Source organism: Acidocella aromatica, from assembly GCF_014201825.1.
Taxonomy (GTDB): domain Bacteria; phylum Pseudomonadota; class Alphaproteobacteria; order Acetobacterales; family Acetobacteraceae; genus Acidocella; species Acidocella aromatica.
Genome location: NZ_JACHFJ010000014.1, coordinates 1 through 13,665, shown reverse-complemented (window position 1 = coordinate 13,665; position 13,665 = coordinate 1). Strand labels below are relative to the sequence as shown.

Here is a 13,665-nt window from a genome sequence, read left to right as displayed (position 1 = left end):
AGTCAAACGGGAAAAGATTTCATAAAATGACGCTGCTTTGGATACTTCTTATCGTCACCTTCATCTTTTCTGCCATATTCATGCTGCCGACCCGCTGGTACACCGGCATGGCGGGCTGGTTGCAGAAGTCCGGCGCCCAGCACCACCAGCACCAGCTTGAGCAGGAGTTGACGCGCCAGACCCAGGGGCGGCCCTTCGAGCAAGACAAGAGCTTTTTCAAGGACGGTGTTGGTCTCGCGCTGGACTTGACGCAGCGCCTCGCCTTCGTCGCGGTGCGCGAGGAGGGCGGGCTGAAATCCGCCATTCTGCCCATTGCCGCGCTGCGGACCCACGCCGTTGGCGAGCGCCGCGACAACGGCTTCTACGATTATTACGTGGACCTGACGGTGGACGACACGACGCACCCGGTATGGCGCCTTGTCTGCGGTGAGAACCCGGATCTGGCCGCCAAAATCGCCATAGCGCTCGACGACGTTAAGGCCTAACGACGCACCAGCGTACCCGCCATGCCCGCGGCGATGGCCACGGCGTCCTCCAGCCGCCCGATGGCGGCCCTTCGCCCCGTGGCCTGCACGAAGCCGCAGGCCGCCCGCACCTTCGGCCCCATGCTCCCGGCGGCGAAGCAGTGCGCCAGCAATTCGTCCGGCGTGGCCTCGCGCAAAGCAGTCTGGGCCGAGGTGCCGTAATCCAAATACACGGCGGGTACGTCGGTGAGCAGGATGAGCAGGTCGGCGCCGATCTGTTCCGCCAGCAGCGCGGCGGAGGAATCCTTGTCGATGACAGCCTCCACGCCGCGCCATTTCCCCGCCGCGTCCCGCGCCACCGGAATCCCACCGCCGCCAGCGCAGATCACGAAGATCCCCGCTCCGGTGAGGCAGGCGATACCGCCCGCATTCAGCAGCCGCTTGGGCGTGGGTGAGGGCACTACGCGCCGCCAATATTTACCGTCCGGCGCCACATGCCAGCCGCGCTCGTTGGCAAGTCGCTTGGCCGTGGCTTCGTCGTAAACCGGGCCGATAGGCTTGCTCGGCTTGGCGAAGGCCGGGTCGTCCGCTGCCACCTCGATGCGCGTGAGCAGCGTGGCGATCTCCATGCCCTCCGGCAGGGCGTTGGCCAGTTCCTGTTCCAGCAGATAGCCGATCCAGCCCTCGCTCTCGGCATCCAGGCTGTCCAGCGTCTGCGCCGAGCCGGCCGGGCCGGCTTCCGCCTGCAACGCCAGCAGCCCCACCTGCGGGCCGTTGCCGTGGGTGAGGGTAACGCGATGCCCCTCGGCCACCAGCGCCGCCAGCTGCGTGGCGGCGTGGCGGACATTCTCGTGCTGCGCCGCCTCGGTCAGGGCCTCGCCCCGGCGCAGCAGCGCATTGCCCCCCAGGGCGGCGACGATATGCATCAGCCCAGCGTGGCGACCAGCAGCGCCTTGATGGAGTGCATGCGGTTCTCCGCCTCGTCGAACACGATGGAGGCGGGGGATTCGAACACTTCTTCAGTCACCTCCATGGCGGTGATGCCGTAGCGTTTCTCGATCTCCTGGCCCACGCTCGTCTCGGTGTTGTGGAAAGCAGGCAGGCAGTGCAGGAACTTTACCGCCGGATTGCCGGTGGCCTGCATCAGCGCCATGTTCACCTGGTAGGGCAGCAGCAGCTTGATGCGCTCGGCCCAGATCTCCTCGGGCTCGCCCATCGAGACCCATACATCGCTATAGAGGAAATCCGCCCCCGCCACGGCCTTCTGCGGATCGGCCTCAAAGCTGATTTCCGCCCCGCTCTGCGCCGCGATGGTGTGCAGCCGCGCGATATATGTCGGGTTGGGCCAAAGTGCCTCGGGCGAGCCGATGCTCATGCGCATCCCCAGCTTCGCCGCCCCCATGGCCAGCGAGAGCGCGACATTATCCTTGCCCTCGCCCAGGAAGGCGAATTTGAGATCCTCCAGAGACTTCTTGGAGTGTTCCTGCATGGTCAGGAAATCGGCGAAGACCTGGGTGGGGTGGGAGTCGTCGGTGAGGCCGTTATACACAGGCACGCCAGAATATTTCGCCAACGCTTCGACATCCGCCTGCGCGAAACCACGAAACTCAATGGCGTCGTAAATCCGCCCGAGCACGCGGGCGGTGTCCTTCATGCTCTCCTTATGGCCGATATGGCTGCCGCTTGGCCCCATATAGGTAACATGCGCGCCCTGGTCATAGGCTGCCACCTCGAAGCTGCTGCGGGTACGGGTGGAATCCTTCTCGAAGATCAGCGCGATGGTCTTGCCCTTCAGCCGCTGCACCTCGTACCCGCCTTTTTTGGCGGCCTTCAGCTCGCCAGCGAGTTTCAGGATTTCAAGAATTTCGGTCTGGGTAAAGTCTTCCAGCGAGAGAACGGAACGTCCGCGAAGATGAGACATAATGGCTTCTCCTTAAATGGCGTCGCGGCGGATCGGGCAGGTCATGCAATGCGCGCCGCCGCGCCCACGCCCCAGCTCCGCGCCTTCGATGGTGATGACCTCCACCCCGGCCTTGCGCAGAAGGGTATTGGTGTAAACATTGCGGTCATAGGCCACGACCACGCCGGGTTCGAGCGCGAACACGTTGTTGCCGTCATCCCATTGCTCGCGCTCGGCCTCGTACGAATCGCCGCCGGTCTCGATCACCCGCAGCTTTCCGATCTTCAAGGCGCTGGCAACGACGTCTAGGAAGCTGCCGGTTTCCTCGACGATGCGCACGCCGTTGTCATCGGGATAGAGCGAGAACGGTTTCAGCCGGTGCACCACGTCGGGATAGATGGTGACAAGATCGTGGTCGCAGAAGGAAAACACCGTGTCCAGATGCATGAAGGAGCGGTCGCTTGGCATCAGGGCGGCGATGACGCGCTCCGCCGCACCCTTTTCGAACAGCCGCCGTGCATATTGCGTTACCGCCTGCGGTGTGGAGCGCTCGCCCATGCCGATGAGCACGATTCCATTGCCCACGGGCATGAAATCACCGCCCTCCAGACTCAGCGATCCGGCATGTTCCTCGGCGGCGTTGAAGTATTTGTGGAATTTCGCGCCCTTGAAACGCGGATGGAAATTATACACCGCCGCGACATTCGCGGCCTCCTGCTGGCGTGCGGGCCAATGCATGGGGTTGATGAACACGCCATTGCCCGCCCAGCATGTGGTGTCGCGCGTGAAGAGCTGGTTGGGCAGAGGCGGCAGCACGAATTCATGCGGCGCGCGGGTAATACTGAAGAGCGCATGCGGCACAAACGGCAGCTCCGCGCGGGCGATACCGCCGATCATGTAAGCGGCAAGCTGGTTGGCGGGCAATCCGGCGAGCCAAGCGCGTAATTCGGCATCCACGCCGGTGGCGCTTTGCGCGGTGCCGAGGCGCTTATCCAGCAGCCAGTCCCGCGCCGTTGTATCGGCCAAGGTCTCGGCCAGGGCCTTGCCAAATTCCAACACTTCTACCCCGCGCTCGCGCAAGGTATCGACAAACGCATCATGCTCCTGCCGGGCTTTTTTTACCCAGATCACATCGTCGAACAGCAACTCATGGCAATTGCCGGGGGTGAGGCGGGTGAGGCTGAGATCGGGCCGGTGCACCAGCACCTCGCGCAACTTGCCGATTTCGGAATAAACGCCTGGGTCCGAAAATATCGTGGTCATGGCAATATCCTTCATGAATTGCGTGCGAGCACGTAGGTGTAGAGCGTCACGCGCTGATTCTCGCCGGTTTCGCGGTACACGCCCTGGATTTCGTTCTCGAAGCCAGGGAAGAGGTTGCAGCCTTCCTCGACAAGCCGGAAATAATCCAGCACCGGATCATCCACACCGCCATAGCGCTCGCCAGGCACGATGAGCCCGATGCCTGGCGGATAAACCAGCGCCAGCGTGGCGGCGACGCGCCCCTGCGCCTGTTGAAGGGGAATGTAATCCACCTCGTTGCGCATCAGTTTTTCCCAAGCATCGCGCGGCGTCATCACCTGCCGGGGCAAATGCGCGGCCTCGAAGCATTCGCGCTGCAAGCGGCTGGCATCATGCATTTTGTAGAAATCATGCAGCGTGCGGCAGAGATCGCGCAGCCGCGTTTCGGCGTAACGCGCACCATGGCGGCGTACGAAATCTGGCATCACCTCGATCAGCGGCGCGTTGGCGTCGTGCAACTCCTTGAAGGCGGTGAGTGCGGCGAGCAGCGTGCCGGCCTTGCTTGCTTCCACTCCTGGCGTAAGCAGGAAGAGTATAGAGTTGAGGTCGTTCTTCTCCGGCACGATGCGCCGCTCGCGCAGAAACTCCGCCAGCACAGGGGCGGGGATGCCATGCTCCGTGTACGCGCCCGTGTGCCTGTCGAAGCCGGGCGTGAGCAGTGTGAGCTTGTTCGGGTCGGTCATGGCGTAGCCATCGGCAAGGCCGGGGAAGCCATGCCACGCCGCGCCCGGCGCCAGCGTCCAGGCCTGCGGATTGCTGGCCAGCTCGTCCTCGGGCAGCTCCTCCCAGGCTATGCCGCCGATTGCATCCGGCACGAACGGGTCGAAGAACCACGCCTCGTCCAGAGTTTTCGCCGCTGCCGCGAAGCTCTTGGCCAGCGCCCGCAGCTTCTTGCGGATTTCGATGCCAATTCGCACCGTGTCATCCCACAGCACTTGCCCGGAGCGGCCCCTCATCATCTGCGCGCCGACATCGAGCGAGGCGAAGAGCGGATAAAACGGCGAGGTGGAATAATGCAGCATATACAGCTCGTTGAAGCGTCGCTGCTCCACCCGCGCGCGGCCCTGCACATGCGAATCCTTCACATGGATCTGCGATGCCTGCGAGAACCCGGCCAGTTGCTTATGCGTGGATTGCGTGGCGATCACGCCCGGATCACCAGCTTTCAGCTCCAGCCCCATGGCGTAGCGGCCTTTGAAGAGCGGGTGGAATTTCATGAACCCCGCCCAGGCTTCGTCGAAGAGGATATACTCGCAGAGTGGCCCGAGCTTTTGCAGCAGCATCTCGGCGCTGTAGATCGTGCCGTCGTAAGTGCATTGCTCCAGCACCAGAGCGCGGAAGGGGCGGGGCTTGTCGGCCATGCTCTTATCAGCCACCAGCGGGTTGTGCCTGATGGCCGCGCGGATTTTTGATTCATCCAGCGCTTCCCAGGCAATCGGCCCGATCAGCCCCTGCGCGTTGCGCGTGGTCTCCAGATAAACCGGCACGCCGCCGCCGAACAGCAGTGCGCCATGCACAGCGGCCTTGTGGTTGTTGCGGTCGAACAGCACAAGGTTGCCCGGTGCGATGATGGCGGAGAGCGCGATCTTGTTCGAGGTGGAGGTGCCGTTGAGTACAAAATAAGTGCGCTCGGCGCCGAAGATCTTCGCGGCCTCGATCTCCGCCTGCCGCGCCGGGCCCTCATGCACCAGCAGATCGCCCAGTTCGACCACGGAATTGTCTAGATCGTTGCGGAACACCGCCTCGCCCAGGTGCTCGACAAACACATTGCCGATTGGGCTTTTGCGGTAAAATACGCCGCCATTATGCCCGGGGCAGGTCCAGAGCTGGTTGCCCTGCTCGGCGTAATCCACCATCGCGCCAAAGAACGGCGTCTTCAGGCTCTCAGCATAGCGGCTGAAATGGTTAAGGAGGTTCTTGGCGATGAACTCCGGCGTGTCCTCCCCGGCGAAGACATAGCCCGAGATCAGCCTCAGCGTTTCTGCGTCGATCTCCTGGAATTCATGCCGCCGGGCGAAGAGGAAGATTGGCATCTCCAGGCCGCGGCCGCGCACCATGCGGATGAACCGCCCGACATCGCCGAACGCTTCTCCCGCCCCCCATTCCACCAGAATGCAGCCGATGGAGGCATCCGCCAGCACCGCCTGCTCGGCATCCGCGAGGTCCACCACATCGGTGATCGTCACCTCCCGCGCGGCGACGGCCTCGACGAGGCGCGCCAGATGCGCGCGCTCGGTACGCCCCATGCCTGCGGTCTCCACCGCGAGCAGGAAGCGGAACATCATCTCGAAACTCATCTCAGGTGACTTTCACCGTGCCGTTGAGGAACAGCCACAGCGCCAACGCCGCCACCGCGAACAGTGCCACCACGGCGATCTTTTCGTAGGTGCGCAACAGCGGTTCACCCGGCCTGTGTTCGTGCTGCGCCCAGATGAACACCGGCACGCCGAGCGCGAACAAGAGCGTGGACATCAGAACGAATTCTGGTCCGGCGGCATAGAGCATCCATAGCGAATAAACGGAGCCGAGAAGGCCGGTGGTCAGCGCATTCGCCTTGCCTTCGCCATGTGTTTCCACGTAGCCATTGGCGCCTGCGTACACGGCCAGATACAGCGTGCTGGCAAAATAAGGCGGCAGGATCATCACGCCGGTAATGTCGATGAGCCACAGCCATGCGTTATGCGCGAACAGCACCACGAACAGCGTGGTCTGCATGACGATGCTGGAGAGCAGCAGCGAGGGTGTCGCCGCGTGCGCGGCATTCTCGCGCGCCAGAAAGCGCGGGAACACGCCGCCCTTGGCGCCCTCATAGGGCAGTTCGGCGACCAGGATGGTCCAGGCCAGCCAGCAACTCAGCACCGCGATGAGCAGCGAGACATTGACGAACACCGCGCCCCATTTGCCGACCACCTGCTCCAGCACATAGGCGGCGGAAGGATTGGCCAGCCCGGAGAGCTGGGCCTGGTGCATGAGGCCGAATGGCAGGATGGAGAGCAGCGAGTATAGCACGGTGCACACGCCGAGCCCGATGAAGGTGGCGGGCCCAACCTGTGACATCTTGCGCGCACGGTCAGAAATCACCACCGCGCCCTCGATGCCGATGAACACCCAGAGCGTGACCAGCATCGTGCTCTTCACCTGGCCGAAGACATTGCCCAGCCCCTGTGCGTGACCCCAGATATCGAACATGAAATTGCCGCCGGTCATGAAGTAGGCCATGACGACGAGTGCCGCGGCGATGGTGGCGATGTTGAGGAAGCTCGCCAGCACGTTCAGCGCCGCCGTGCGCTTCACGCCGGACATCACGATCCCGCACATTACCCAGATCAGCACCGATGCGCCGATGATCGACGGCCAGTTCTGCCCATTGCCGAAGACGGGGAAGAAATAACCGAGGATCTGCATGATCAGTACCGCGAAGGCGACATTGCCGAACGCGGCGGAGAGCCAGTAGCCCCAGGCCATCTGGAACCCGGCGAAGGGGCCGAACCCTGCCTCGGCATAGCGGTAGATGCCGGCCTTCAGGTCCGGCCGCTTGTCCGAGAGGATGCGGAAGCTGGCGGACAGGAAATACATGCCGACAAACGTTATCACCCAGGCGATGGCGATGGCCCCCAGCCCAGCGGCGCCGGACATGTTGGCGGGCAGGTTGAACGCGCCGCCGCCGATCATCGAGCCGACGACAACGCCGCTCAGCATCAGCAGGCCGAGTTTGCGAGCCTCCGGATGCGCGCTTTCATCGCTCGCGCTAGGGCGGGACGGCAGGGGGCCGGTCTGGTCCATTTTCGGTCCTTTCCATGTGTGGCGGCAGGGCTGCCGGCCATTGCTGCCCGCGCCCCGTTCTCGCCGCCAACTGAGCAAGGATCCGCCCGTATTGCGTTGACCTGGGTCAACTGCCCTGCATTATTTGCTTTCGGCCTCCCGGAAGAAGTTGATGATGGCCGAGAAATCTTCCCCGCCATGGCCCAGCTTCTCGAAGATGCTGTAAAGCGCCGCCGCCTGCGCGCCCATGGGGCTGGAGGCCCCGGCGGTCAGCGCCGCTTCCTGCGCGAGGCGCAGATCCTTCAGCATCAGCGCTGTGGCGAAGCCGGGCTTGTAGTCGCGGTTGGCTGGAGAGGCGGGGACCGGTCCCGGCACCGGGCAGTTGGTGGTAAGAGCCCAGCACTGGCCCGAGGATGTGGAGGCGACGTCGAACAGTGCCTGATGCGAGAGCCCGAGCCGCTCGCCCAGCACGAAGGCCTCCGCCACTCCGGCCATGGAGATGCCGAGGATCATGTTGTTGCAGATCTTCGCCGCTTGGCCCGCCCCGGCATCGCCGCAATGCACCAGCCGCTTGCCCATCTTTTGTAGCACCGCCTCACCCTTGGCGTAGGCTTCCGTCGTGCCACCGACCATGAAGGTGAGTGTGCCCGCCGCCGCACCCACCGTGCCGCCGGAGACGGGGGCGTCCAGTGTCAGCATGCCCATGCCCGCGCCGAGCTTATGCGCCTTGCGGGCGCTTTCCACGTCGATGGTGGAACTGTCGATGAACAGCGTGCCCGGCTTCGCCTCGGCGGTCAGCTCGCCCCATACGGAGAGCACATGTTTGCCCGCCGGCAGCATGCTGATGACGACATCGGCATGGCGCACGGCATCGGCGGCGCTGGCGGTGAATTTCAGCCCCTGAGCCTCGGCCGCCGCCTTGGCGTTGGGGGCGAGGTCGAAGCCCGTGACGGCAAACCCGGCTTTCACCAGATTACCAGCCATCGGCAGCCCCATATTGCCGAGCCCGATGAATGCGATGTTCTTGCTCATTGTTTCCTCCTGCTTTTGGTTTTCTAGAAGAGCTTGTCAGGGGAATTCTGGAAGTATGAATCCACCAGCGCCGCATCCACTTCTTCCAGCGTGGCCGGTCGCCATTTCGGGTTGCGGTCCTTGTCCACCACGGCGGCGCGCACGCCCTCGTAGAACTCATCCGAGGCCAGTACCGTATGCACGGCGGCGAATTCGCGTTCCAGCGCGTCCTTCAGCGACTTGTCGGCCCGCGCAAGCCGCAGCAGCCGCAGCGTCACCTTCATGCTGGTGGGGGATTTCTGCGCCATCACCGCCAGTGTCTTCTGCGCGAATTCACTACCCGACGCCTTCAGTGCACTGACGATCTCCTCCACGCTGTCATGCGCGAAGGCGGCGTCAATTTCCGCACGGTGCGCGGTCATTGGCGGTATCACGTTCTGCGCGAAATCCTGCACCAGGGCGCGGATATCTGCCAGTGTGGCGGAGACGGGCAGGGTGGTCAGCGCGTCGAGCATGGCCGGGAGCTTCTCGCTTGGCACGAAATGGTCGGCGAACCCGGCATAAATCGCATCCGCCCCGCCAAAGCCATCGCCCGTGAGGCCCATGAAGGTGCCGACTTCGCCCGGCGCATGTGCCAGCAGCCATGTGCCGCCGACATCCGGGAAGAAGCCGATGCCCGTCTCCGGCATGGCCATGCGCGTGCGCTCCGTCACGATCCGCACCGAGCCATGCGCCGAAACGCCGACGCCACCGCCCATGGTGATGCCGTCCATGAGCGCGATATAGGGCTTTTTGTACTCCGCGATATGCGCGTTCATCCGGTATTCAGTGCGGAAGAAGGTCGGCCCGAAATCCAGCGCCTTGTCCCGGTTATCGTAGAGCGCGCGGATATCCCCGCCCGCACACAGGCCGCGCTCGCCCTCGCCGGTGATGAGCAAGGCCCCAACGGCGGGATCGTCCTCGAAGCGCGTCAGCGCCGCCTGGATATGCTGCACCATCTCGAAGGTCAGGCTGTTGAGCGCCTTGGGCCGGTTGAGCCGGATGCGCCCCAGCGCGCCAGCACGTTCAACCAGGATATCGGGGGTTTCCGCCATGTGTGGTCCTCGTTTCAAGTCTTCGCGGTAATGCCGCGCGCGATGATCACGCGCATGATCTCGTTCGTGCCTTCCAGGATCTGGTGCACGCGCAAATCTCGCACGATCTTCTCCAGCCCGTAATCGGCGAGATACCCATAGCCGCCATGCAGTTGCAGCGCCTGATTGGCGATCTCGAAGCTGGCATCGGTAACAAAGCGCTTGGCCATGGCGCAGAGGCGCGTTGCGTCGGGCGTCTTGGCATCAAGTGCAGTTGCGGCGCGCCAGAGGAAGGTGCGCGCCACTTCCAGCTCCGTCGCCATATCGGCGAGGCGGAATTGCAGCGCCTGGAATTCGTTCAAGGCGGCGCCAAAGGCCTTGCGCGTGGCCATATACTCCACCGCCTTCTCGAACGCCGCCTGCGCCCCGCCGAGCGAACAGGCGGCGATGTTCAGCCGCCCACCATCCAGCCCCGCCATGGCGATGTTGAAGCCCTTATTCTCCTCGCCCAGCATATTGGCGGCGGGCACGCGCACGCCATCGAAGGTGACGGTGCGCGTGGGCTGCGCGTTCCAGCCCATCTTCTTCTCATTCGCACCGAAGGACAGGCCCGCTGTGTTCTTCTCCACCACGAAGGCGGAGATGCCGCGCGCGCCGGCATCAGACGTGCGCGCCATCACCACGTAGATATCGCTGCTGCCAGCACCGGAGATGAACTGTTTCTCGCCAGTGAGCACGTAGTCATCGCCATCGCGCACAGCGCGGGTACGCAAGGCTCCAGCATCCGAGCCAGCACCCGGCTCGGTCAGGCAGTAGCTCGCCAGATGCTCCATGCTCGCCAAGCGCGGGATGTATGTCTGGCGCAGCGCGTCCGCGCCGAAACGGTCGATCATCCACACGCACATATTATGGATGGAGAGATACGCGGCAACGCTGGGGCAGCCCTTGGCCAGCGCCTCGAACACCAGCACGGCCTCCTGCCGCCCCAGCCCGGAGCCGCCCACATCGTCACGCGTATAAATCGCCCCCAGCCCCAGAGACGCCGCCTTACGCAGCGTCTCCACGGGAAAATGCTTGGCCTGGTCCCACTCGATGGCGAAGGGCGCCAACTCCTCGGCGGCGAACCCCTCCGCCATCTCGCGGATGGCGCCCTGTTCCTCGTTGGGATGAAAATCCATGGCTCAGCTCATCGTGGGAATAACGAAGCTCGCGCCATCCTTGTCGGTGGAGGGCCAGCGGGAGGTGACGGTCTTGGTCTTGGTGTAGAATCGGAACGAGTCCGGCCCGTGCTGGTTCAAATCGCCAAAGCCCGAGCGCTTCCAGCCGCCGAAGGTGTGGTAGGCGATAGGCACTGGAATAGGCACATTCACCCCGACCATGCCCACCTGCACGCGGTTGGCGAAATCGCGCGCCACATCGCCGGACTGGGTGAAGATGGCGACGCCATTGCCATATTCATGGTCGGTGGCCAGCGAGATGGCTTCCTCATACCCATGCGCGCGCACCACCGAGAGCACGGGCCCGAAAATCTCTTCCTTGTAGACGCGCATCTCCGGCGTCACATGGTCGAACAGCGAACCGCCGATATAGAAGCCGCCCTCATAGCCTTGCAGCTTGAACCCACGGCCATCGACCAGCAGCTTCGCGCCTTCCTCCACGCCCACGCCGATATAATCAGTCACGCGCGCGAGCGCCTGTGCCGTCACCAGCGGGCCGTAATCGGCGGCGGCATCGGTCGAGGGGCCGATGCGCAGGTTTTCCACGCGGGGGATCAGCTTTTCCACCAGACGCTCGGCGGTTTTCTCACCCACCGGCACGGCCACCGAGAGCGCCATGCAGCGCTCGCCCGCTGAGCCATAGGCCGCCCCCACCAGCGCATCCACCGCCTGATCGAGATCGGCATCGGGCATGATGATGGCATGGTTCTTGGCCCCGCCGAAGCACTGGGCGCGTTTACCGGTTTCGGCGGCGCGATGGTAAATATATTGCGCAATCGGCGTGGAGCCGACAAACCCCACCGCCTTGATGTCCGGGTCGTCGAGGATCGCGTCCACGGATTCCTTGTCGCCATTCACCACGTTCAGCACGCCCGGCGGCAGCCCGGCCTCGATGAACAGCTCCGCGATGCGCAGCGGCACGGAGGGATCGCGCTCCGAGGGCTTCAGGATCATGGCATTGCCGCAGGCCAAAGCCGGGGCGGCCTTCCAGAGCGGGATCATGGCCGGGAAGTTGAACGGGGTGATGCCCGCCACCACGCCGAGCGGCTGGCGCATCGAGTAAACGTCGATGCCCGTACCGGCGGAATCAGTGAACTCGCCCTTCAGCAGATGCGGCGCGCCGATGGCGAATTCCACCACCTCCAGCCCGCGCTGGATGTCGCCCTTGGCGTCCGGCACGGTCTTGCCGTGCTCGGAGGCGAGCAGGGTGGCCAGCTCGTCATACTCCTTGTTCACCAGCTCCAGAAACTTCATCAGCACGCGCGCGCGGCGCTGCGGGTTGGTGGCCCCCCAGCCGATCTGCGCCTCCCGCGCGTTTTCCACCGCCGCCCGCAGCTCGGCCTTGGTGGCCAGGGCCACCTTGGCCTGCACCGCGCCGGTCGAGGGGTTGAACACATCGGCAAAGCGGCCAGACGTACCGGCGACACGCTTGCCGCCGATGAAATGCCCGATCTTACGCATGATTTTTGGGTCCTCCGAATTATACCGCACAGCTTGCATGAATTGGCGCACGATCATAGGGGTAGATTCCCAAAACCATTGTGCAAAAATTCACATGAGCCGTAATTTCGACTGGGATCTGCTGCAATCCTTCCTCGCCGTGGCGCGCACGGGCAAGCTTACCATGGCGGCGCGGCGGCTGGGCATCGACCATTCCACCCTGAGCCGCCGCCTCACCGCGCTGGAGGCGGCGCTGGGGGCCAAACTCTTCGAGCGCCAGCTTTCGGGCTATACGTTGACACATCAGGGCGAGCATCTGCTGGGCCGGGCGGAGGCGATGGAGAGCACGGTGCTGGCCATCCAGTCGGATGCCGGGCGCGAGCGCGCCCAGGTCTCGGGCACGGTGCGCATCGGCGTGCCGGAGGGGTTCGGCACCGCCTTCCTCGCCCCGGTGATCGGGCGGCTGGCCGAGGCGGAGCCGGATTTGCAGATCGACCTCGCCGCCACGCCGCGCGGGTTTTCGCTCTCCAAGCGCGAGGCCGATATCGCCATCGCGCTCTCGCGCCCGGCGCATGGGCGCATCCATGCGCGCAAACTCACCGATTACGCGCTGGGCCTCTACGCCACGCCCGCTTTGGCGGTGGCGGTGAGGAGCGTGGAGGACATCCAGACCCTGCCGTTCATCTCCTATATCGACGATATGCTGGTCGCCCCCGAGCTGGATTACGTGCCCGCCATCGGCAAGGGCATAGAGCCACGTTTGCGCTGCTCAGGCCTGCTGGCCCAGCACATGGCCGCCGCCGCCGGGGCAGGGCTGTGCATCCTGCCGTGCTTCCTGGCCGATGCGGATGCGCGGCTGGTACGGGTGCTGCGAACGGAAATCCGGCTGATCCGCAGTTTCTGGCTGCTGGTGCCGTCCGATATCCGGGAGCTGGCGCGCATCCGTGTGACCTGCGATTTTATCGCGGAGGAAGTGGCCAAGGCAGCGGGGCGGTTTTTGCCAGGGGGAGGGTAGGGTGACGGGGGGAAGCGGAATGGTGGCTTTAAGGCTTGCAACGGGTGAGTACAGAGACGCCTAGTTGAACCCAAATTCTTGCATTAACGTCTGATCATGGACAGCAAAAAAACCTCTATGCTCCTACCTTTGCGAGCGCAGAAAGTCTCTTTGGATGGGAACTAACCCCCCTACGAGAAGTGCATCCAAAGATCGCTCTCTAAAGCAACTTGCCGAGGACGTAATTGATTCTGCTGGAAGGATGGCCAGTGCGTCCGGGATACAGATCCAGAATTTTGAAGATGTGATAGAGCAGGCTATCGATCAAGCGATACCGAAGCTTTCGGCAAACCTCTACAAAGATCTGCGCGACGGAGCTCCTGGCTTTGTAGATAAAGCGCGGCAGTTTTGACGTGCTCCCCTGGAATGTGACCGTTTTTGTGTAGAGTCTGTTCCTGGGGGATAGACCGATGAAGGGCAGCCGATTTTCTGAAGAGCAGAT

Annotated in this window: 11 protein-coding genes and 1 pseudogene; 2 read left to right on the top strand and 10 right to left on the bottom strand. The window is 63.6% G+C overall.

The window, feature by feature from the left end; translation table 11 throughout:
• Positions 1–26: 26 nt before the first annotated feature.
• Positions 27–485: a hypothetical protein gene (locus HNP71_RS12550; protein WP_183267289.1), complete on the top strand. Its 459-nt coding sequence runs from the start codon at positions 27–29 to the stop codon at positions 483–485.
• Here HNP71_RS12550 and arcC read toward each other — a convergent pair.
• The 9 genes and pseudogenes from arcC to HNP71_RS12505 all read right to left on the bottom strand — a co-directional run bounded on the left by arcC (position 482) and on the right by HNP71_RS12505 (position 12,190).
• On the bottom strand, positions 482–1,390 hold the full coding sequence (arcC, locus tag HNP71_RS12545) for a carbamate kinase (protein WP_183267288.1): 909 nt from the start codon (positions 1,388–1,390) through the stop codon (positions 482–484). The two genes, HNP71_RS12550 and arcC, sit on opposite strands and share 4 nt — an antisense overlap.
• Entirely contained in the window at positions 1,390–2,385 is a 996-nt protein-coding gene (gene argF / locus HNP71_RS12540; RefSeq protein WP_221246892.1) for an ornithine carbamoyltransferase, read from the bottom strand. The genes arcC and argF overlap by 1 nt, the downstream gene beginning before the upstream one ends.
• Before the next feature lie 12 nt (positions 2,386–2,397).
• Entirely contained in the window at positions 2,398–3,627 is a 1,230-nt protein-coding gene (gene arcA / locus HNP71_RS12535; protein ID WP_183267287.1) for an arginine deiminase, read from the bottom strand.
• 11 nt (positions 3,628–3,638) lie between these two features.
• Positions 3,639–5,963 (bottom strand): Orn/Lys/Arg family decarboxylase, encoded by a 2,325-nt coding sequence (locus HNP71_RS12530; RefSeq protein ID WP_183267286.1) that lies wholly within the window; start codon positions 5,961–5,963, stop codon positions 3,639–3,641.
• Position 5,964: 1 nt separating this feature from the next.
• Positions 5,965–7,449, bottom strand: coding sequence for a basic amino acid/polyamine antiporter (locus HNP71_RS12525; RefSeq protein WP_183267285.1), 1,485 nt, complete (start codon positions 7,447–7,449; stop codon positions 5,965–5,967).
• Positions 7,450–7,569: 120 nt separating this feature from the next.
• Positions 7,570–8,463: pseudogene (gene mmsB / locus HNP71_RS12520) on the bottom strand (3-hydroxyisobutyrate dehydrogenase); the annotation flags it as partial.
• Between the two features lie 20 nt (positions 8,464–8,483).
• Entirely contained in the window at positions 8,484–9,533 is a 1,050-nt protein-coding gene (locus HNP71_RS12515) for an enoyl-CoA hydratase/isomerase family protein (RefSeq protein WP_183267283.1), read from the bottom strand.
• Between the two features lie 14 nt (positions 9,534–9,547).
• Positions 9,548–10,690: an isobutyryl-CoA dehydrogenase gene (locus HNP71_RS12510; protein ID WP_183267282.1), complete on the bottom strand. Its 1,143-nt coding sequence runs from the start codon at positions 10,688–10,690 to the stop codon at positions 9,548–9,550.
• 3 nt (positions 10,691–10,693) lie between these two features.
• Positions 10,694–12,190: a CoA-acylating methylmalonate-semialdehyde dehydrogenase gene (locus HNP71_RS12505; protein ID WP_183267281.1), complete on the bottom strand. Its 1,497-nt coding sequence runs from the start codon at positions 12,188–12,190 to the stop codon at positions 10,694–10,696.
• A 94-nt stretch (positions 12,191–12,284) separates the two neighbouring features.
• On the opposite strand from HNP71_RS12505, the gene HNP71_RS12500 reads away from it, so the two are divergent.
• The gene (locus HNP71_RS12500) at positions 12,285–13,184 is read left to right on the top strand and encodes a LysR family transcriptional regulator (protein WP_183267280.1); all 900 of its coding nucleotides are present in this window, start codon (positions 12,285–12,287) and stop codon (positions 13,182–13,184) included.
• A gap of 199 nt (positions 13,185–13,383) precedes the next feature.
• On the opposite strand, the gene HNP71_RS14110 is transcribed toward HNP71_RS12500, so the two are convergent.
• Positions 13,384–13,665, bottom strand: a 282-nt coding sequence (locus HNP71_RS14110; RefSeq protein ID WP_221246890.1) for a hypothetical protein, incomplete at its 5' end; no start/stop codon positions are given.

Coding starts and splice junctions, on each gene's coding strand:
- HNP71_RS12515 (WP_183267283.1), bottom strand. CDS start 9,533: ATGGCGGAAACCCCCGATATCCTGGTTGAACGTGCTGGCGCGCTGGGG.
- HNP71_RS12525 (WP_183267285.1), bottom strand. CDS start 7,449: ATGGACCAGACCGGCCCCCTGCCGTCCCGCCCTAGCGCGAGCGATGAA.
- arcC (WP_183267288.1), bottom strand. CDS start 1,390: ATGCATATCGTCGCCGCCCTGGGGGGCAATGCGCTGCTGCGCCGGGGC.
- HNP71_RS12500 (WP_183267280.1), top strand. CDS start 12,285: ATGAGCCGTAATTTCGACTGGGATCTGCTGCAATCCTTCCTCGCCGTG.
- HNP71_RS12510 (WP_183267282.1), bottom strand. CDS start 10,690: ATGGATTTTCATCCCAACGAGGAACAGGGCGCCATCCGCGAGATGGCG.
- HNP71_RS12530 (WP_183267286.1), bottom strand. CDS start 5,963: ATGAGTTTCGAGATGATGTTCCGCTTCCTGCTCGCGGTGGAGACCGCA.
- HNP71_RS12550 (WP_183267289.1), top strand. CDS start 27: ATGACGCTGCTTTGGATACTTCTTATCGTCACCTTCATCTTTTCTGCC.
- argF (WP_221246892.1), bottom strand. CDS start 2,385: ATGTCTCATCTTCGCGGACGTTCCGTTCTCTCGCTGGAAGACTTTACC.
- HNP71_RS12505 (WP_183267281.1), bottom strand. CDS start 12,190: ATGCGTAAGATCGGGCATTTCATCGGCGGCAAGCGTGTCGCCGGTACG.
- arcA (WP_183267287.1), bottom strand. CDS start 3,627: ATGACCACGATATTTTCGGACCCAGGCGTTTATTCCGAAATCGGCAAG.